The sequence below is a fragment of the Bradyrhizobium sp. PMVTL-01 genome (assembly GCF_051861855.1).
Classification (GTDB): Bacteria; Pseudomonadota; Alphaproteobacteria; order Rhizobiales; family Xanthobacteraceae; genus Bradyrhizobium.
In genome coordinates this window covers 7,519,179-7,537,133 of the sequence record NZ_CP193982.1, presented here as the reverse complement: position 1 = coordinate 7,537,133, position 17,955 = coordinate 7,519,179, and the positions used below count along the sequence as shown (strand labels likewise).

18 protein-coding genes and 1 pseudogene are annotated in these 17,955 nt (G+C 65.6%); 7 read left to right on the top strand and 12 right to left on the bottom strand.

The annotated features are described in order from the left end of the window. Positions 1–127: 127 nt before the first annotated feature. The 4 genes from ACRQ5Q_RS36315 to mgtA form a co-directional block, all read right to left on the bottom strand. A complete protein-coding gene (locus ACRQ5Q_RS36315) occupies positions 128–1,102 on the bottom strand; it encodes a Bug family tripartite tricarboxylate transporter substrate binding protein (RefSeq protein ID WP_439370396.1) in 975 nt (324 codons plus the stop codon). 92 nt (positions 1,103–1,194) lie between these two features. Continuing rightward, the gene (locus tag ACRQ5Q_RS36310) at positions 1,195–2,130 is read right to left on the bottom strand and encodes a DMT family transporter (RefSeq protein ID WP_439370395.1); all 936 of its coding nucleotides are present in this window, start codon (positions 2,128–2,130) and stop codon (positions 1,195–1,197) included. A 192-nt stretch (positions 2,131–2,322) separates the two neighbouring features. Beyond that, positions 2,323–3,252 carry a DMT family transporter gene (locus ACRQ5Q_RS36305; RefSeq protein WP_439394671.1) on the bottom strand — a complete coding sequence of 310 codons (930 nt, stop codon included), beginning with the start codon at positions 3,250–3,252 and terminating at the stop codon, positions 2,323–2,325. A gap of 158 nt (positions 3,253–3,410) precedes the next feature. Continuing rightward, positions 3,411–5,909 (bottom strand): magnesium-translocating P-type ATPase, encoded by a 2,499-nt coding sequence (gene mgtA / locus ACRQ5Q_RS36300; RefSeq protein WP_439394669.1) that lies wholly within the window; start codon positions 5,907–5,909, stop codon positions 3,411–3,413. A gap of 361 nt (positions 5,910–6,270) precedes the next feature. Here mgtA and ACRQ5Q_RS36295 point away from each other — a divergent pair, with 361 nt between their 5' ends. Together ACRQ5Q_RS36295 and ACRQ5Q_RS36290 are read left to right on the top strand one after the other, a co-directional pair. Further along, positions 6,271–7,563, top strand: a complete 1,293-nt coding sequence (locus ACRQ5Q_RS36295) for an adenylosuccinate synthase (protein ID WP_439370392.1) — start codon at positions 6,271–6,273, stop codon at positions 7,561–7,563. A 37-nt stretch (positions 7,564–7,600) separates the two neighbouring features. After that, positions 7,601–9,223 (top strand): hypothetical protein, encoded by a 1,623-nt coding sequence (locus tag ACRQ5Q_RS36290; RefSeq protein WP_439370391.1) that lies wholly within the window; start codon positions 7,601–7,603, stop codon positions 9,221–9,223. A 164-nt stretch (positions 9,224–9,387) separates the two neighbouring features. Here ACRQ5Q_RS36290 and ACRQ5Q_RS36285 read toward each other — a convergent pair whose 3' ends face one another. From ACRQ5Q_RS36285 to ACRQ5Q_RS36275, 3 genes are all read right to left on the bottom strand, one after another. Then, entirely contained in the window at positions 9,388–9,651 is a 264-nt protein-coding gene (locus ACRQ5Q_RS36285; protein ID WP_439370390.1) for a hypothetical protein, read from the bottom strand. 257 nt (positions 9,652–9,908) lie between these two features. Further along, complete coding sequence (locus ACRQ5Q_RS36280) at positions 9,909–10,139, bottom strand: hypothetical protein (protein ID WP_439394667.1); 231 nt, start codon at positions 10,137–10,139, stop codon at positions 9,909–9,911. Between the two features lie 35 nt (positions 10,140–10,174). Continuing rightward, positions 10,175–10,417 carry a hypothetical protein gene (locus ACRQ5Q_RS36275; protein WP_439375689.1) on the bottom strand — a complete coding sequence of 81 codons (243 nt, stop codon included), beginning with the start codon at positions 10,415–10,417 and terminating at the stop codon, positions 10,175–10,177. 145 nt (positions 10,418–10,562) lie between these two features. Between ACRQ5Q_RS36275 and ACRQ5Q_RS36270 the strand changes: the two genes are divergently transcribed. Together ACRQ5Q_RS36270 and ACRQ5Q_RS36265 are read left to right on the top strand one after the other, a co-directional pair. After that, positions 10,563–10,988 (top strand): DUF5413 family protein, encoded by a 426-nt coding sequence (locus ACRQ5Q_RS36270; protein WP_439370388.1) that lies wholly within the window; start codon positions 10,563–10,565, stop codon positions 10,986–10,988. 59 nt (positions 10,989–11,047) lie between these two features. Then, positions 11,048–11,590 (top strand): DUF4112 domain-containing protein, encoded by a 543-nt coding sequence (locus tag ACRQ5Q_RS36265; RefSeq protein WP_439394666.1) that lies wholly within the window; start codon positions 11,048–11,050, stop codon positions 11,588–11,590. 222 nt (positions 11,591–11,812) lie between these two features. On the opposite strand, the gene ACRQ5Q_RS36260 is transcribed toward ACRQ5Q_RS36265, so the two are convergent. The 4 genes from ACRQ5Q_RS36260 to msrA all read right to left on the bottom strand — a co-directional run bounded on the left by ACRQ5Q_RS36260 (position 11,813) and on the right by msrA (position 13,758). Further along, entirely contained in the window at positions 11,813–12,109 is a 297-nt protein-coding gene (locus ACRQ5Q_RS36260) for a hypothetical protein (RefSeq protein WP_439394664.1), read from the bottom strand. A gap of 215 nt (positions 12,110–12,324) precedes the next feature. After that, on the bottom strand, positions 12,325–12,489 hold the full coding sequence (locus ACRQ5Q_RS36255) for a DUF3309 family protein (protein ID WP_439370385.1): 165 nt from the start codon (positions 12,487–12,489) through the stop codon (positions 12,325–12,327). A gap of 107 nt (positions 12,490–12,596) precedes the next feature. Next, a complete protein-coding gene (gene msrB / locus ACRQ5Q_RS36250) occupies positions 12,597–13,016 on the bottom strand; it encodes a peptide-methionine (R)-S-oxide reductase MsrB (protein WP_439370384.1) in 420 nt (139 codons plus the stop codon). A gap of 37 nt (positions 13,017–13,053) precedes the next feature. Beyond that, positions 13,054–13,758, bottom strand: a complete 705-nt coding sequence (msrA, locus tag ACRQ5Q_RS36245) for a peptide-methionine (S)-S-oxide reductase MsrA (RefSeq protein WP_439370383.1) — start codon at positions 13,756–13,758, stop codon at positions 13,054–13,056. 215 nt (positions 13,759–13,973) lie between these two features. On the opposite strand from msrA, the pseudogene ACRQ5Q_RS36240 reads away from it, so the two are divergent. Next, positions 13,974–14,338, top strand: a pseudogene (locus tag ACRQ5Q_RS36240) (tetratricopeptide repeat protein); the annotation flags it as partial. A gap of 69 nt (positions 14,339–14,407) precedes the next feature. Here ACRQ5Q_RS36240 and ACRQ5Q_RS36235 read toward each other — a convergent pair. Then, positions 14,408–15,523 carry an ATP-dependent DNA helicase gene (locus ACRQ5Q_RS36235; protein WP_439370382.1) on the bottom strand — a complete coding sequence of 372 codons (1,116 nt, stop codon included), beginning with the start codon at positions 15,521–15,523 and terminating at the stop codon, positions 14,408–14,410. 411 nt (positions 15,524–15,934) lie between these two features. Between ACRQ5Q_RS36235 and ACRQ5Q_RS36230 the strand changes: the two genes are divergently transcribed. After that, positions 15,935–17,161 carry an LLM class flavin-dependent oxidoreductase gene (locus ACRQ5Q_RS36230; protein WP_439394662.1) on the top strand — a complete coding sequence of 409 codons (1,227 nt, stop codon included), beginning with the start codon at positions 15,935–15,937 and terminating at the stop codon, positions 17,159–17,161. Between the two features lie 189 nt (positions 17,162–17,350). Then, positions 17,351–17,845 carry an RlpA-like double-psi beta-barrel domain-containing protein gene (locus ACRQ5Q_RS36225; RefSeq protein WP_439370380.1) on the top strand — a complete coding sequence of 165 codons (495 nt, stop codon included), beginning with the start codon at positions 17,351–17,353 and terminating at the stop codon, positions 17,843–17,845. Positions 17,846–17,955 lie beyond the last annotated feature (110 nt).

Here is a 17,955-nt window from a genome sequence, read left to right as displayed (position 1 = left end):
CCTTGCGCTGAATTCGTGGGGTGGGCAAAGACGCAAGAGCGTCGTACCCACCTTTTCCTTGTTGAGTTCTCGAGAAGTGACGCTGGGCACGCTTACGCTTTGCCCCATGCGAGCCGTGCCGCCGACCCTACTGCTTCTCGATCCCCGCGTCCCGGATCAGCCGTTCCCACAGCACCAGCTGCTCGTTCACGAACGTGCCGAGCTGCTCCGGTGTGCCGGAGAAGGCGTCCATGCCGAGCGTCGCGAGCTGGGCCTTGATCTCCGGCTTCTCGACGATTTTGCGGATCTCGGCGTTGAGCCGCGTCACTATCTCCTTCGGCATGCCGGCAGGACCGAAATAGCCCTGCCACGACGAGATGTCGAAATCGGGCACGCCGGCCTCCTGCATCGAGGGCAGGTTCGGCACCAGCGGCGAGCGGTCCTTGGTGGTGACGGCGAGCGCGCGCAGCGCGTTGCCCTGGACGTGCGGCAGACCGGTCAGGATGTCCACGAACATCATCGAGACGCGGCCGCCCATGACGTCGTTGAGCGCCGGCGGCGAGCTCTTGTAGGGCACATGCAACAGGTCGAGCCCGGCATTGTGCGCGAAGGTCGCGCCCGACACGATCGCCGAGGACGAGCCCGAGGCGTAGCTCAGCTTGCCAGGGTTGGCCTTGCCGTAGGCGACGAGCTCGCCGACGGTCTTGGCCGGCACGTCCGGATTGACGACCAGCATGAAGGGCAGGTCGCCGGTGCGCGCGATCGGGGTGAAATCCTTCACCGGATCGTAGGTCAGGCTCTTGAGCAGATAGGGATTGGCCGAATGCGTGGTGTTGGTCGTCACCAGCAGAGTGTAGCCGTCAGGGGCGGCCTTCGCGACATAGGTCGCCGCGAGCATGCCGTTGGCGCCCGCCTTGTTCTCGATCACGATGCCGACGCCGAGCGCCTGCGACAGATGCTGCGAGATCAGCCGCGTCGTGGTGTCGGTGCCGCTTCCGGCCGCGAACGGCAGCACCAGCGTGATGTTGCGGCTGGGGTAATTGTCGGCCTGGGCAGCGGACGCGGCGAGACAAAGCGCGCCCGCGCCGATGATGCGCAGGTTTCGAATCAACGCTGAAAGCATGTGTGGTCGTTCCCTCCTTTTTTCGTTGGTGGGGAACCTAGCTTCTCTTCGCTGAAATCGGAAGGCGGGAGTTCGTCGCCCGCGTCACGGAATTACTTCGCCGCTGAACCCTGGCGTGAGGCGATCACGACGCCGGCAAGCACCAGGGCATAACCGATCAAGTGAAACGGCTGCAGCTTTTCGCCGAGCAGCAGGATCGCCATCGCCGAGCCGAACACCGGCACCAGATGGAAGAACGGCGCGGCCCGGTTCGGGCCGATCAGCGCGACGCCGCGGTTGAAGAAGAGATATGCCAGCGTCGAGGGAAAGATCAGGATGTAGCCCAGCGTTGCCAGCGTCAGCGCATCGAAATGCAGGACGCGGCCGCTCATTGTCTCCCAGATCGCGGTGGGCAGCAGCATCATCGCGCCGCAGCAGGTGGTGAAGGACAGAAAGGACAGCTGGTGGATCTTGGGCCGGCGCGGGATGAAGGCGGAGTAGAGGCCGAACGCGATCAGCGAGGAGGCGAACATGAGATCGCCCCGGTTGAAGCTGATGCCGGCGAGCGCGGCGAGATCGCCGCGCAGGATGATGATGAGCACGCCGAGCAGCGAGATCGCGATCCCGGCGAGCTGCCCGCCGGTCATCCGCACCCCGAACAGCACCAGCGACCACAGCGCCACGAACAGGGGACCCGCCGACTGGATCAGCAGCGCATTCAGCGCCTCGGTGTATTGCATCGCCCAGTACGAGATCGCGTTGTTGAAGGCGAAGCCCACCAGCGACAGGAACAGCATCAGGGGCAGGCTCGCGCGCAGCGCCGGCCAGTCGCGCTTCAGATGCGGCCAGGAGAACGGCAAGAGCAGCAGGAACACGCCGAACCAGCGGATCGTGGTCATCGTCAGCGGCGGCACGTGCGCGCCGACATGGCGCGCGAGCACGATGTTGCCGGCCCAGAACAGCGAGCTCAGGCTGAGCAGCAGATAAGGCTGGTTGTTGAGCCAGCTGGCCGGATTGGCGGCCGGTGGCGCGGGCGAAGCAATCGTCATTGGCGTTGGATGCAACTTGCGCCCGATTGCCGTGATGACACAAGTCACAGGGCCGCAATGCTACAATGCGCGAGTGAGCCGAAGCGCGGCCTCAGCGGTCAATATGTTGGACGCAGCCTTGATGCAGCGCGTGCTCTTTCCTTCTCCCCAAGGGGAGAAGAAGGGCAGCAGTGCACTTGGATCGAAGCTGGGCTACGCCTGCTTCCTCGACGCCGCGAACACGCCGGACAGCACCAGCGCGAAACCGATGAAGTGGAACTCGTGCGGCTGTTCGCCCAGGAACACCATCGCCATGATCGAGCCGAACACCGGCACGACGTGGAAGAACGGCGCGGCGCGGTTGGCGCCGATCAGGCGCACGCCACGATTGAAGCATAGATAGGCGAGGGTCGAGGGGAACACCGCGACGTAGAACAAAGTGAGCAGGTTCGGCGCGTCGAGCTTCATCACCGGACGCGCGGAGAGCTCCCAGATCTCCAGCGGGACCAGGCATGCGGCGCCGGCACCGAAGGTGAAGGCGAGGAACGACAGGCCGTGCATCGGCGGCCGCTTCAGGCTCAGCACCGAATAGAGCGCGAAGATCAAGAGCGCGAGCAGGAAGATGAGGTCGCCCTTGTTGAACTCGATGCTCGACAGCGTGGTGACGTCGCCGTGCAGCAGGATGGTCAGCACGCCGCACATCGACAGCAGCACGCCGAAGGCCTGCGCCGCCGTGAGGCGGATGCCGAGGATGACCAGCGACCACAGCGCCACCAGCAAAGGCGCGGCCGACTGCAGCAGCAGCGTGTTGAGCGCCTGCGTGTGCTCGAGCGCCCAGTATTGCAGCGTGTTGAAGGCGCCGATGCCGGTGATCGAGAGCGTGACCATCAGGCCGAGCCGTCCACGGATCGCGGCCCAGTCCTGCACCAGGTGGTTCCAGGCGAACGGCAGCACCAGCAGGAACGCGAACAGCCAGCGCAGGAACGACAGCGTCACCGGCGGAATGTGGCCGGCGGCGAGCCGCCCGGCGATGGCGTTGCCGGCCCAGCACAATGCGGTGATGCTGAGCAGCAGGTAAGGCTGGTTGGCGATCCAGTTGTGACTGGATGCGGCGGCGCTGGTGGTCTGGCCGGTGACGGTCATCGTGGTTGTTGTGGTCCCGCGTCATGCGCCGGGACCCCGGCCCGGCGATAGCAGGGCCGGCTTCAATCGCCCGGCACGGTCCAAAGACACGGAAATGTCCCCGACATCAATGGGGCGAGGCGCATCGCCTCCATGCGCAGGCGATACGGCGGGAACCTTCAATTCTTCCGCCCGCTGCGGATTGCGAAGGGCTTCAGCAGTTCGGCGCAGGCGAGATAGGCGACGACGAGCAGCGCGATGCCGGCCATCATGATCGGTGGCGGGGCGACGAAGCCGAACCAGGCCCCGAGCGGCGTGAACGGCAGCACCATCGCCGCGAGCAGCGCGGTCAGCGAGGATGCCGCGAGCGCAGGATCGGGCCAGTTGCGCCACGGCCTTCCATTGGTGCGGATGATGAAGATCACGAGGATCTGCGTCGCCATGGATTCGACGAACCAGGTGGTGCGGAACTCCTCGGGCGAAGCCTTGAACAGCACCAGCAGCGCGACGAAGGTCAGGGCATCGAACACCGACGACAGCGGTCCCATGATCGCAGCGAACCGCACCAGACGCGCCATGCTCCACACCTGCGGCTGCGCCGTGGCCTGCGCCGAGACCCGGTCGAAGGGAATGCCGAGCTCGGAGAGATCGTACAGCAGGTTGTTGAGCAGGATCTGCGTCGGCAGCATCGGCAGGAACGGCAGCGCGATCGAGGCGGCTGCCATCGACAGCATGTTGCCGAAATTCGAGCTGGCGCCCATGCGGACATATTTGAGAATGTTGGCGAAGGTGCGCCGTCCCTCCTCGACGCCGTCGGCGACGACTTCGAGATCGGAGGCCAGCAGGATCATGTCGGCGGCAGCCTGCGCCACGCCGGTGGCGCCGTCGACCGACAATCCGACGTCGGCGGCCTTCAGCGCCGGTGCGTCGTTGATGCCGTCGCCGAGGAAGCCGACCACCTCGCCGCCGGCCTGCAGCGCCTTCACGATGCGCGACTTCTGGTCCGGCGCGAGGCGGCCGAACGCATCGGCGGAGCGGACCTGTACCGCGAGCGCCTCGTCGCTGAGCGCGGCGATGTCGGCCCCCGACAGCACGCGCTCGGGATTGAGTCCGACCAGGCCGGCGAGCCGCTTCACCACCACGGGATCGTCGCCCGACAGGATCTTCAGCCGCACGCCGCCAGCGGCGAGCCGCGCAATGGCTGCCGCGGCCGTCGGCTTCGGCGGATCGGCGAAAGCGCAAAGACCTTCGAACACGAGCTCGGTCTCGTCGTCGGTCTCGATCTCGCGCCGCGCGCCGCTCCATGCCCGAGAGGCGATGGCCACGGTGCGCAGGCCCTCGCTTGCGAGCTCGCGCACGCGTGCCATGGCCGCCTCGCGCGCCCGCTCGTCCATCGTGCACAATGCGAGCACGGCTTCCGGGGCACCCTTGACGATCAGCAGCGCTCCGTCCGGACCGGTGGCGAGCACCGATCCCAGCCGGCGCGAGAAGTCGAAGGCCTGCTGCCCGGCCAGCCGCCAGCCTTGCACGGCATCCGGCCGGCCGGCGACGAGCGCGGCATCGAGCGAGCCGCGGTCGCCGCCGAGCGATGCTGCGATCGCGCCGAGCTGCGCTGCGCGCGGCGCGTCGTTGCCCGCGCCACCGATGCTTCTGGCGAGCGTGATCTCGGCCGAGGTCAGCGTGCCGGTCTTGTCCGTGCACAGCACCGTCATGGCCCCGAGATCGTGGATGGCGGCCAGCCGTTTCACGATCACCTTGCGGCCGGCCATGCGCAGCGCGCCGCGCGAAAGCGTCACCGTGGTGATCATCGGCAGCAGTTCCGGTGTCAGCCCCACCGCGAGCGCCACTGCGAATAGCAGCGAATCGAGAATCGCGCGGCCGGACACGACGCGAATGGTGAGCACGATCAGCACCAGCGCGAGCGTGGCGCGCGCGACCACGAGGCCGAACTCGCGCAGATCGCGCTCGAACGGGGAGGTCGCCTGCGGCTCTGCGAGCGCTGCGGCCGCGGCGCCGAACACGCTGTTGCGGCCGGTCCCGACGACGAGCGCGATCGCCTCGCCGGTCTGCGCCACGGCGCCGCGGAACAGCGCATTCGAGGTGTCGTCGGGGTCGGTAACGGCGCCGGCGTGCTTCTGCACCGGATAGGGTTCGCCCGTGAGTGCCGCTTCGCCCGCGGTGAAGGCGGTGCTCTCCAGCACCAGCGCGTCGGCGGGAATGATGTCGCCGGCGCGGATGCGCAGGAGGTCGCCGGGAACGACGTGCTCGACGTCGATCTCGCGGAAGGCGTCGTCACGCTTGACCTCGGCCTTGAGCGCCACCGAGCGGCGGAGGATCTCGGCGGCGCGGACCGCATGCCCTTCCTGGATGGTGTCGAGCCCGATCGAGCCCGCGAGAATCAGTACGATGATGAGCCCGCCGATGTCGTCGCCGGTCAGCATCGAGACGATGCCGGCGACCAAGAGGATCAGCGACAGCGGCTCCAGCAGCCGGCGCAGGATGGCGCGCATGGCGCCCTCGATGCGCGGCGGGGCGTCGCTGTTCGGCCCGAAACGGTCCAGGCGTTCGGCGGCTTCCGCGCCGGTCAGGCCTTGCAAGGAGCAGCCGAGCCGGGTGCAGAGCGCATCGGCCGTCAGGTGCCAGAACTGGCTCGCTTGGCTGTTCGGCGGTTTGGTCACGGCATGTCCGAAAAATCGAGGGTTCAAGGTCCGGGCAGGGTCAGCGCGGACGGTGACGGCTATCCCTTGGCGCAATTGCGGGCCGGAACGCTTGATGCCGGTCAACCGGGGTGCCCGCCGGCTTCAAAGGTTGCGAGATTTTAAGGGGATATCAAAGGCTTGGACCAGCCTCCGGTCCTCGAAAAAGCCCCGTTCTTGCTTGCCTAGAGGGGCTGCTTCCTTTATCCGGTTGGCTGCCTTGCGTGCGAGCGGTCCCGGGCCGCGGATCGGCTGGGCGTCAGGCATGATCCCGGAAGAGTGGGCACCGGTTTTCCGCGAGGATCATGCCTCCTGAGACAGATTGAACAGGGATTACCCGCGAATGGCCAATGTTGTCGTCGTCGGCGCCCAGTGGGGCGACGAAGGGAAGGGCAAGATCGTCGACTGGTTGTCGGAGCAGGCGGACATCGTCGTCCGCTTCCAGGGCGGCCACAATGCCGGCCACACGCTGGTCATCAACGGCAAGACCTACAAGCTTGCGCTGCTGCCCTCCGGCGTGCTGCGTGAGGGCAAGCTGTCGGTGATCGGCAACGGCGTGGTGTTCGATCCCGCCGCCTTCCTCGATGAGGTCGCCAAGCTGCGCTCGCAGGGCGTCGCGGTCTCCCCGGAAAACTTGCGGGTCGCCGAGAACGTCACCCTCATCCTGCCGCTGCACCGTGAGCTCGACGCCCTGCGCGAGTCCTCCAACGCGGCAACCGCGATCGGCACCACCCGCCGCGGCATCGGTCCGGCTTACGAGGACAAGGTCGGCCGCCGCGCCATCCGACTGATGGATCTCGCCGACCTCAACACCCTGCCGCACAAGATCGACCGCCTGCTGGCGCACCACAATGCGCTGCGCCGTGGTCTCAACCTGCCGGAGTTCGACGGCAAGGAGGTCCTGAAGGAATTGAGCGCGCTGGCGCCGCAGCTGCTGCCCTATGTCGAGACCGTGTGGCGCCTGCTCGACATCGAGCGCCGTGCCGGCAAGCGCATGCTTTTCGAGGGCGCGCAGGGCGCGCTGCTCGACGTCGACCACGGCACCTATCCCTATGTGACCTCGTCCAATACGGTGGCGGCGCAGGCCGCGACCGGCGCGGGCCTTGGGCCGGGCGCCGTGGGCTATGTGCTCGGCCTGTGCAAGGCCTACACCACCCGCGTCGGCCAGGGCCCGTTCCCGACCGAGCAGGACAATGAGATCGGCCGCAAGATCGGCGAGCGCGGCCGCGAGTTCGGCACCAATACCGGGCGGCCCCGCCGCTGCGGCTGGTTCGACGCCGTGCTGGTCCGCCAAGCGGTCCGAACCTGCGGCATCAACGGCCTCGCGCTGACCAAGCTCGACATCCTCGACGGCTTCGACACGATCGAGGTCTGCACCGGCTACAAGCTCGACGGCAAGGAGATCGACCATTTCCCGGCCGGCGAGGGCGCCCAGGCCCGGGTCGAGCCGATCTACGAGACCATCGAGGGCTGGAAGGAGCCGACCGCCAGCGCGCGGTCCTGGGCCGACCTGCCGGCCCAGGCCATCAAATATGTCCGCCGGATCGAGGAATTGGTAGGGTGCCCGGTCGCGCTGCTTTCCACCAGCCCCGAACGCGAGGATACTATCCTGGTGCAAAATCCGTTTGAGGCTTAACGATGTCTTACCGGGACGCGCGTATAGTTGAGTAGAAATGGCTGATTACTATCCGCTGATCGCCCGCGCTATTGCCGCCCTGGACCCCAACGCTCCCGGCGAAAGCCGTCGCGCGCTCTATGAACGGGCGCGCACGGCACTGATCGCGCAGCTCCGCAGCGTGCAGCCGCCGCTCTCCGAGTCCGAGATCACCCGCGAACGGCTGTCGCTGGAAGAGGCTGTCCGCAAGGTCGAATCGGAAGCCGCGCAGCGTGCCCGGGAGGCCTCGCGCCCCGGTGGTGGTGGCGCCCGTAGCAGCGGCAGCGGCAGCGGCGATGCCTTCCGCCGGGCCGGCACCCGTGCCACCGAGGCGGGCCCGCCCCCATCCCAGCCGCGCACCCGTCCGGCCCCGACCCCGCCGCGGGCCGACCGCCCGTCCTTCAACGTCGATGACCAGGGCGATGTCCAGCGTCCGCCGCGCGCACCGCGTTTCGACGCGCCGCGCCAACCGGGGCCGCCTGCGCCGCCGTCGATGCCGGAGCCGCCGGCGCCGCAACCGGCCGGCCGCGATCGCCCCGGGGGGCGCCGTCCGCCGGAGATCGGACCGCCACCGGCGCTGCCTCAGGCCCCCGGCGTGCGCGGCTTCCGCGACATCACGGCCGATGCCAACGACCTCGGCGGCGCGGCCGCGCAGGCCAACCGCGCCGCGCGCCGCACCTACGCCAACGTGCCCTCGCCCTCGCCGGAATTCGACCGGCTCGAGCCGAGCCTGGAGAACCGCGCCGGCGAGCAGGACGCGCCCTATTCCTATGACGAGTCGGTTGAGGAGGCCGAGGGCTACGCGTCGCAGCCGCCGTCGCCGCGCCCGCACATCCCGGTCCTCGACCGCGACGCCAAGAAGCCCAAGCGCCGCGGCTCCGCGTTCCCGTTCAAGAGCGCGATCGCCGTCGGCATCGTGCTGATCCTGATCGGTGCCGGCATCCTCTGGGGCAAGCCGCTGCTCCAGGCCGCCACCAACCTGTTCAAGTCCTCGCCGACCCAGGTCGTGGAGGCGCCGAAGGATGCGTCGCAGCCGCAGAGCAAGCCGAAGATCCCCGACCGCGTCGGCCAGCCCTCGGCCAGCGACCAGCCGGTCGCGCCGGTGGCGCAGAAGGTCGTGCTCTATGACGAGGACCCGTCCGACCCGAAGGGCAAGCAATATGTCGGCTCGGTGGTGTGGCGGCTCGAGCCGATCAAGGCATCGGGCAACCAGAAGGCCGACGTCGCCGTGCGCGCCGAGATCGAGATTCCCGACCGCAAGTTCAAGATGACGATGTCGTTCCGCCGCAATACCGATTCCTCGCTGCCGGCGAGCCACACCGCGGAACTGACCTTCATCCTGCCGCCGGATTTTCCTGGCGGCAGCGTCTCCAACGTGCCGGGCATCCTGATGAAGTCGAATGAGCAGGCCCGCGGCACGCCGCTCGCCGGCCTCGCGGTCAAGGTCACCGACGGCTTCTTCCTGGTCGGCCTCTCCAATGTCGATGCCGACCGCGCCCGCAACGTCCAGCTCCTGAAGGAGCGTTCCTGGTTCGACGTGCCCCTGGTCTACGCCAACCAGCGCCGCGCCATCATCGCCATCGAGAAGGGCGCCCCCGGCGAGCGCGCTTTCAACGACGCCTTCGCCCAGTGGGGCGACTAGGCTTACTCCGAGAAGTCTCCGCCTGCAGGGCGGAGGCGTCGCCACACACTCCGTCATTGCGAGCGAATCGAAGCAATCCAGAGTCTCTCCACGGTCGAAGTTCTGGATATCATCGCAAGCGCTCCTCGCAACGACGGCGGATCGGCAGGCGTCGCCACCCCCTCCTACTGCGCCGCCGCTTCCCGCTTCCGGGCGGCCGCATGCTCGCGGTCCATCACGGCGCGGCAGCCGGGGCTGACATGCGACTTGTTCCTGACCATGCAGGCGGTGATCCGCGGGATATCAGGGATTTCACTGGAGCACAGCCGCATCGCATCGGCCGAGCACATCTGCTGGGCTTGTTGCGAGAAGGCGAGACTGGGTGATGTCTGGAGTGCGAAGGTGGTGGCGAATGCGACGACAGAGGTGATGGTCTGATAGCGTGTCATGAAGGATGGGTCCCTGAGTTCCCTGGGCTTGAGCCGCTTGGTTTTTGGGGCGCCGCACGCGGCTTGATCTGCCGCACGTCACAGCCTTCACGCCGGGACCTCGATCCCGCATGTGGTCGCTCGATTACTTGGATGTCGAATCGAAAGTGCTGCGCCGCCCGAGCGAAGTATGCGCCATTGTCGCGCGGCTGCAATGGTCATGGCAAAGGAATTCCCGATTGTTGCGCGCACGTCACGCAGCAAGCGAGGTGGCGCGATCAGATCGGCCTGTCGGATGATGCGCTCGTTTGTTCCGCATCGTCGGCACCGAGCGAGGCGGCATGTTCTTGCACCGCCGTGACGCCCTTCGCGGTGAGCTCGAACAGATCGCCGTCCTTCATCACATAACCGTCGGCGATCAGCTCGCTGATCTTGCCGTGACGGTCGTCGGCGAAGGCGACGGACTGGCTGATGTCCCTGAGGATCGAGAGTTGTTCGTCGCGCAGCATGGCTTCACTCTCCGTTCACAGGGTGCTTCCGATCCTCACATGCCGTGGCTGGCGAACACCTTGCTGCATGCTTTCGACAGCTTGGCCCGGTTGGCCTGCAGGCAGCTCTGCACTGCGCCGTCATTGCCGAGTTCCTTGCGACACAGCCGCGACGCATCGCGCGAGCAGGCGTTCTGCTCTTGTGGCGTGCCCATGTGGCCCTGGGCAAAAGCGGGCGCGCCCGACAGGCCGCTCAGGGCAACCAACGTGATCGTCGCCAGACAAAATTTACGGGACATCGGCGGCTCCAATCCGACTGGGATGATTTCCAAGTGCTGTCTGAACTCGTCGCCATTCCACTTGTTCCCCTCGAGGCGGCCACCGACCCCGCTGTTCAAGGTTCCCGCTGCGCTGCTATAACGGGACCAAGGGTGAGGGTATTTGATGAAACGCTATCTGGTGTTTGCGCTGGTTGGCCCGTTCGTCGGCGGGTTCCTGCTGCTGCTGACGACGACCTATCAGTCGGGCTATTGGACCCAGACCAGTCTCGGAGAGGTCGGCAAGCTGTTCGTGGTGTTCTTCAAGACGCTGCAATACAGCTATCTGTTCGGCTTCCTGCCCTCGCTGATGATCGGCGCCGTCGACGATATTCTCATTCATATCCGCCGGATCGGCCCCACCTTGCGCATGCTCCTCGTCGGCCTGTTCGCCTTCGTGCTGGCCTCACTGACCTACAGCTCGCGCGGGCCGGATTCGGGCGTGGTGCAGTTCATCCTGTACGGCATGGTCGGCTTCGTGCCGTCGGTGATTTCCTCCTGGCTCGTGCATAGATATGTCGAGGAGCCGCAATCCGCGGCAGCACCGACCTGAACGGGCGGCGTTCGGGCGCGGCGCAGCAACCCTCGTGGCGCTGGCGCGTTTCCCAGGTTATGACCATGTCTGACGACGACATCCTTGCGCCCCACAAATCCCGTTCCGGGAGCCATTCGCGCGCGACCGTTTCAGGCGCCGCGGCGCACGGGAAGATCATCGACGAGGAAGGGCATGAGATCCGCCCGGAGACGCTGGAACAGGGTTTTCGCGAGTTTCGCTTCGAATTCGGTCAGGGCAATCCGTTCGGCAATCTGACGCGCGAGCAGCGCATCGCGCGGCTCGAGGCCATCGCAAAACTGCTCGACGTCGCCTTCATCCTGCCCGGTACCAACATCCGCTACGGCATCGACGGGCTGATCGGGCTGATCCCCGTGGTCGGCGACATCATCACGACCGCGATCTCGCTGTGGCTGGTGCGCGAGGCGAGGGCGCTGGGTGCGCCCTGGTACATCACCGCGCGCATGCTCGGCAATGTCGCGGTCGACGGCGTGGTCGGCATGGTGCCGTTCGCGGGTGATGCCTTCGACGTCATGTTCCGCGCCAACATGCGCAACGTCCGCCTGCTCCGCCGCTGGCTCGACAAGCAGCCGCGGACGTGAGGGCGGCGGGTGAGGGGGAGTCCGACTGGTCGACGACGCGCCAGATTTCTCCACATCCTCATTGCGCGCGCAGCGAAGCAACCAAGAATTTTTCCGCAGAGGGACGCTGGATTGAGAGGGACGCTGGATTGTTCGCTGCGCTCGCAATGACGCGCGAACGCAAAAGGCGCGACGACCTTTCGGTCACCGCGCCTTCAGCGTACATCGGACGCTTGCGAAGACTTACGCCGCGTCGGCGTCGGTCTCGGCGGCGGCGGGCGCCGGCTTGGGACGGCGGGGCAGCGGGAAGGCTTCGCTCTCATAGAGCGAGCGGATGCCGTTCTGGTCGAAGCGCGCTTCCTCGACCTGGAGATAGGCGCCGTTCAGCGAGTCCGTCGGCAACTGCTCCATCGCGAACTGCACGGCCTCGGCCGCGGTGCCGAACCGGCGGTAGGTGAAGCCGGCACGCTTCTTCTTGCGGATCGCAGCGGGGAAGAGTTCGGCGGAGGTGTTGAAGTTGAACGGACGCAGTGGACGCATGGTCAAAGACCTCGTGATCTTCTCTGGGGCTTTAAGCGCGTGGGGTTTTGGGAGGGCAGGGGCCGCACTCGAGCGGGCCCGCCGCACATGTCATTTTCGTCCCCTAATATAGGCCGTTTTGACAGAAATGCGACCCCCGCGATGCGAGATGATGAATCCACGCATGGCAGCCCCGCAACCAAAGAAATATAAGCTATTTCAATGGCTTGTATGGTTTAAACTTTGCCAGCAAGCAGCAGCACGATCAACACGACCAGCGCGACCCCGCCGATCCCCATGCCGGAATGGCCAAGGCCATAGCCGTAGCCGCCGAACTGGCCGGACAGGCCGCCGACCAGATAGATGATCACCAGGATGATCAGGACGGTCCCAAGGGTCATGGCATCCTCCCTGGCGGCCCGCCGGAATGCGCTGATCGGCGCACCGCTAGGGAAGAAAAGCACATCGCGCCCCCGGGTTCCATGGCGGAACCCGGAGCGCGCGAGGGTTATTTGGGCTCGAGCTTCAGCGCCGCGGAGTTGATGCAGTAGCGCAGGCCGGTCGGTCCGGGGCCATCGGGGAAGACATGGCCGAGATGGCCGCTGCACTTGGAGCAGAGCACCTCGGTGCGGATCATGCCGTGGCTCAGATCCCGCTCCTCGTCGATATGGCTCTCGACCGCGGGCGCGGTGAAACTCGGCCAGCCGCAGCCGGAATCGAACTTGGCATCGGACTCGAACAGTACATTGCCGCAGCCGGCGCAGACGTAAGTGCCGGCACGATGGTCGTGCTCATATTCGCCGGTGAAGGGTCGCTCGGTCGCCTTCTCGCGCAGCACCGCGTACTGCATCGGCGTCAACTCGCGCCGCCACTGCTCTTCGCTCTTGATGACCTTGTCGTCGGTGGTTTTCGCCTTGGTGTCGGGCATGGGTCTCCCGTTTCTTCAGTGATCGATGATCTCGCGATCAGTTGGTGGCCTTGCTGGCATTCACCAGCGTCGGCTTCTCGATGTAGTGATCCGCGAACAGCTTTTTCAGGTTCTCGACCTTGGGCAGGTCGTTATAGGCGATGTAGGGCTGGTTCGGGTGCAGCGTCAGATAGTCCTGGTGATAGGCCTCTGCCGGATAGAACGCCTCCAGCGCGCCGACCTTGGTCACGATCGGCTTGCCGAACACCTTGGCCCCGTTGAGCTGGGCGATATAGGCCTCCGCCACATTCTTCTGCTCGTCGGAGGTGGTGAAGATCGCCGAGCGATATTGCGTGCCGATGTCGGGGCCCTGGCGGTTGAACTGGGTCGGGTCGTGCACCACCGAGAAGTAGATCTGGAGGATTTTTCCGTAGGAGATCTTTTTCGGGTCGTACTTGATCTCGACTGATTCCGCGTGGCCGGTCCGGCCGCTCGAGACGGTCTGGTAGTCGGCGGTCGCCTTGGTGCCGCCGGCATAGCCGGAGACCGCGCTGACGACGCCCGCGGTGTGCTGGAAGACGCCCTGCACGCCCCAGAAGCAGCCGCCGGCAACCACGGCGGTCTGGATGCCGGTTGCAGGCGCCGCGTCCAATGCTGGGGCAGGGATCACGACCGCCTCCTCCGCGGCCCGGGACGGCATCGTGAAAGCCAGCATCAGGGCGGTGGTTGCGGCGAGCAGGGTGGCGAGGGCGGTTCGGCGCATGACGATCCTCTTTGGGAAGGGCTGACAGTCTAGGGCGGTCGGGACCGGGCGAACAGCCTGCCCGGCCGCGTTTTCGCATCATTCAAGATACGGGCAGAGCCGCAGATTGTTACGCCGGAGAGGACACGAGACCGTGAGGACGCGCAGGGTCGACGCGGGGACCGGCCGGCTTGGCGGGATGCGGAACTCCGCGCTCGATGAACCGGCGCGATCGACTGAACGCCGATCGTCTCGCCGGCAAGGACAAGGCGACCGCGCTGTCCGTGCGCGGCAACACCCTGCTCAACAAGCGCGATCATGTCCACGCGATCGAGACGCTGTCCATGGCCATCGACCTCGATCCGGACAACGTCGTCGCGCTCAACCTGCGCGGCCTCGCCTAAGAGCGCACGGACAGGAGAATCTCGCGATGGCCGACTACAACCTCGCGCTCCTGAAGCGCCCGGCCTATGGCGTTCCCTACAACAACCGCGGCGTCATCCACGCGCGCCGCGGCGCGCTGCAAAGCGCGATCGACGATTTCAGCCTGTCGATCAAGGTCACGCCGAAATTCGTGCTCGCCTGGACCAATCGCGCCCGTAAAGGGTGGTCAAAGCGAAGCGTGCCCACGCGTTTATTTGCTTATGGAGAGAGATCGGGGCACGGCGCTTTAGACGACGATGCTCAGCCTTTTCGCCGCCCGGGTGATCCCCGTGTACAGCCACCGCGCCCGCGAATCCTGGAACGCAAAGCTCTCGTCGAACAGCACGACATCGTCCCATTGCGAGCCCTGCGACTTGTGCACTGTCAGCACGTAGCCATAGTCGAACTCGTCATAGGGCTTGCGCTGCTCCCAGGGGATCTGCTCGATGCCGCCCTCGAAGCAGTCGGCCCGCACGGACGCCTTCGTCACCTTGTTCCCGAAATCCTCGTCCGGCGACAGCCGCATGGAGAGGATGCGCGATTTCGAGCGCGAGGTGTTGCGCGACTTCACCCGCCACAGGCCGCCGTTGAACAGGCCCTTCTTGCGGTTGTTGCGCAGGCACACAAGCTTGTCGCCGGCGACTGGAAAGACATCCTCGATGTTCTGGCGCTGGCGCACGCGCATGTTGTACGCGCGCCGCGTGTTGTTGCGGCCGACCAGCACCTGGTCGGCGCCCATGACGCGATCGGGATCGAGGTCTTTCCGCGACACCACCTCGCTCTCGCCGTAGCGGCCGATGTCGAGCTCGCGGCCCTCGCGCACGTCCATTGACATCCGCACGATCGGATCGTCCTGTGCCTGGCGATGCACCTCGGTCAGCATCGCGTCCGGCTCGGAATTGGTGAAGAAGCCGCCGCCCTGGATCGGCGGCAGCTGCGCGGGATCGCCCAGCACCAAGAGCGGGCAGTCGAACGACATCAAGTCGCGGCCGAGTTCGGCATCGACCATCGAACATTCGTCGATCACGATCAGCTTGGCTTTCGACGCCGGCGCGTCGTCCCACAGCTCAAAACTCGGCTGCTCCTCGCCGGATTCGCGGGCGCGGTAGATCAGCGAATGGATGGTGGAGGCGCCGTCGCAGCCCTTGTTGCGCATGACGAGGGCCGCCTTGCCGGTGAAGGCGGCGAACTTCACCTCGCCGTCCACGCCCTCGGCGATATGCCGCGCCAGCGTTGTCTTGCCGGTGCCGGCAAAGCCGAACAGGCGAAAGACGGGCGGCGTGCCGCCCCGTCCGGGCTTGGCCTTTAGCCAATCGCCGACGGCTTTGAGCGCAGCATCCTGATGCGGGGTGAAACTGGCCATGTCTGTCTTGAGGGAGTGGCGAATGAGGCGATTCGCCGGATCTCAAAACTAACCATTCGCACCAGGGGTTCAAGCGCAGGGAGGCCGTTTCCCTGTGGCCCATCCTTCGGGATACCCGCCTCCGGCGGGCTCTCAGGATGAGGTCGGAGTGCGCGGATACAGCTTCCGCATGCGAAGATGCCGCCCAGTCTCATCCTGAGGCGTTGATCAGGCCGCCTGCATTCGGGCCGGTGGCGTTGATTTGTATCAATCTGTCGACTCGCGCGGATGTCGCGGCGGCAGCGCCGGGACGCAGCGCGCCGCTCTGTGCAGGCGGGGAATCGTTCTCCCACGCCGCGGAATTGCGGCCGCGTAGACAGCGCCGGCTCACGCTCTAAGATGCAGTTAACAACAACAGGCGGGAGGGGCGTCGTGAAGTTCGGCATCTTCTATGAGCTGCAGCTGCCACGGCCCTGGGTGGCGGGCGACGAGCTCGCCCTCTACCAGAACGCACTCTCGCAGATGGAGCTCGCCGACAGGCTCGGCTACGACCATGCCTTGGTGGTCGAGCACCACTTCCTCGAGGAATACTCGCACTCGCCTTCGCCGGAATCGTTTCTCGCCGCCGCCAGCCAGCGCACGAAGAACATCCGCCTCGGTCACGGCATCCTTCAGCTCACCACCAACCATCCGGCCCGCGTCGCCGAGCGTGTCGCGGTGCTCGATCTGCTCAGTAACGGCCGCTGCGAATTCGGCATGGGCGAGAGCGCGTCCATCACCGAGCTCACCCCGTTCGGCCGCGACATGGAGACCAAGAAGGAAGTGTTCGAGGAAGCAGTGCAGGCGATCTTCCCGATGTTCAAGGACGCCGGCAGCGAGCATCACGGCAAGTACTTCGACATTCCGCTGCGCAACGTCGTGCCGAAGCCGGTGCAGAAGCCGCATCCGCCGCTGTGGATGGCCTGCTCGCAATTGCCGACCATCGAGCGCGCCGGCCGCCACGGTTTTGGGGCGCTAGGTTTTCAGTTCGTCAGTGCCGAAGCCGCGCATGCCTGGGTGCACGCTTACTACAATGCGATGACCAAGCGGCTGCACAAATTGGCCGACTACGAGATCAATCCGAACATGGCGCTGGTGTCGTTCTTCATGTGCGCGAAGACCGACGAGGAAGCGCGGGCGCGCGCCGACGGCGCCACCTTCTTCCAGTTCGCGCTGCGTTACTACGGCGCCGCGCAAAACCGCCAGCGTCCCGCGCCCTACACCGTCAACATGTGGGACGAGTACAACAAGTGGAAGCGCGACAACCCGGAGGCGCAGGAGGCCGCGCTGCGCGGCGGCCTGATCGGCTCGCCCGAGACGATCCGAAACAAACTGAAGCGCTTTCAGTCGTCGCATATCGACCAGGTCATCCTGCTCAACCAGGCCGGCAAGAATAGCCACGAGCACATCTGCGAATCGCTGGAATTGTTCGGCAGCGAGGTGATGCCTGAGTTCCAGAATGATCCGGCGCACGCCGCGTGGAAACAGGGCGTGATGAGCGGCGAAATCAAGCTGGAAGAGATCGACACCGTGGCTTTTACGGATCGCTACGGCAAGCTCGCGATCAATGTCGCGCCGGCCAGTGCAGCGCAGGATATGTCGGTGAAGTCATGTTGCTGACGCAATCTCTGTCTTAACCCGGCGATAACTTAAAACACTGCGTGGGAACCACTCTGGTTCTCACGACGGTTCCATAGCCAAGGGGTTGGCACGATTCCGCAAAGACGCGGCGCAAGCTCCTGAACGCTTCTGCGTTCGCTTGCCGTGTTTGCGGTGACGGGAACCGGTCGACGAAAAAACACAGGAGTTATGATGCTGTTCCGCTCGAGCGCCGCGCTTTGCGGCGCCCTGCTTGCGCTTGCCCTTTCTGTCACTGCTGTTCGAAGTGAAACGCGTGGAGGTCACGCAAACGCCGTCGTCGATGCCGCCTCCGGGGAGGCGGTCGTTGGCGCCGCATCCACGTACAATCCGTTCAAGCCCGGCAAGGAGGAGGGCGGTCCGAAGACAGCCTCCGGCGAGCGCTATGATCCCTCCGATTGGGCGGCGGCGATCAAGACGACGTTGCGTCGGAAATTCGGCGGGGTGCTATTTGGTGCGAGGCCGAAATATGCACTTGTCGAGGCCGTCGGCAAGAAGGTCATCGTCAAGATCAATGACGTGGGACCACTCAGGCCCGGCCGCATCATCGATTTCAACGAGCGGACGATGCGCCATTTCGATCCGAGCCTGGAGCGCGGAGTCATCAAGGACGTGAAGGTCAGCCCCCTTGCAGGGGATGATTGGACGCTGGGGCCGGTGGGCTGACGGAGAAAATAACATACTAAAAAGGCGCGTCATTGTGAGGCACTCATCATTGTGAGGTACCCACCATTGCCAATTGCCCGGCTGGGAGGAAAGCGGCCGTAATGCTCGCA

What these genes read in the sequence shown, in the direction of transcription:
- ACRQ5Q_RS36315 (WP_439370396.1), bottom strand. Translation starts at nt 1,102, where the DNA reads ATGCTTTCAGCGTTGATTCGAAACCTGCGCATCATCGGCGCGGGCGCG.
- ACRQ5Q_RS36310 (WP_439370395.1), bottom strand. Translation starts at nt 2,130, where the DNA reads ATGACGATTGCTTCGCCCGCGCCACCGGCCGCCAATCCGGCCAGCTGG.
- ACRQ5Q_RS36305 (WP_439394671.1), bottom strand. Translation starts at nt 3,252, where the DNA reads ATGACCGTCACCGGCCAGACCACCAGCGCCGCCGCATCCAGTCACAAC.
- ACRQ5Q_RS36295 (WP_439370392.1), top strand. Translation starts at nt 6,271, where the DNA reads ATGGCCAATGTTGTCGTCGTCGGCGCCCAGTGGGGCGACGAAGGGAAG.
- ACRQ5Q_RS36290 (WP_439370391.1), top strand. Translation starts at nt 7,601, where the DNA reads ATGGCTGATTACTATCCGCTGATCGCCCGCGCTATTGCCGCCCTGGAC.
- ACRQ5Q_RS36285 (WP_439370390.1), bottom strand. Translation starts at nt 9,651, where the DNA reads ATGACACGCTATCAGACCATCACCTCTGTCGTCGCATTCGCCACCACC.
- ACRQ5Q_RS36280 (WP_439394667.1), bottom strand. Translation starts at nt 10,139, where the DNA reads ATGCTGCGCGACGAACAACTCTCGATCCTCAGGGACATCAGCCAGTCC.
- ACRQ5Q_RS36275 (WP_439375689.1), bottom strand. Translation starts at nt 10,417, where the DNA reads ATGTCCCGTAAATTTTGTCTGGCGACGATCACGTTGGTTGCCCTGAGC.
- ACRQ5Q_RS36270 (WP_439370388.1), top strand. Translation starts at nt 10,563, where the DNA reads ATGAAACGCTATCTGGTGTTTGCGCTGGTTGGCCCGTTCGTCGGCGGG.
- ACRQ5Q_RS36265 (WP_439394666.1), top strand. Translation starts at nt 11,048, where the DNA reads ATGACCATGTCTGACGACGACATCCTTGCGCCCCACAAATCCCGTTCC.
- ACRQ5Q_RS36260 (WP_439394664.1), bottom strand. Translation starts at nt 12,109, where the DNA reads ATGCGTCCACTGCGTCCGTTCAACTTCAACACCTCCGCCGAACTCTTC.
- ACRQ5Q_RS36255 (WP_439370385.1), bottom strand. Translation starts at nt 12,489, where the DNA reads ATGACCCTTGGGACCGTCCTGATCATCCTGGTGATCATCTATCTGGTC.
- msrB (WP_439370384.1), bottom strand. Translation starts at nt 13,016, where the DNA reads ATGCCCGACACCAAGGCGAAAACCACCGACGACAAGGTCATCAAGAGC.
- msrA (WP_439370383.1), bottom strand. Translation starts at nt 13,758, where the DNA reads ATGCGCCGAACCGCCCTCGCCACCCTGCTCGCCGCAACCACCGCCCTG.
- ACRQ5Q_RS36235 (WP_439370382.1), bottom strand. Translation starts at nt 15,523, where the DNA reads ATGGCCAGTTTCACCCCGCATCAGGATGCTGCGCTCAAAGCCGTCGGC.
- ACRQ5Q_RS36225 (WP_439370380.1), top strand. Translation starts at nt 17,351, where the DNA reads ATGATGCTGTTCCGCTCGAGCGCCGCGCTTTGCGGCGCCCTGCTTGCG.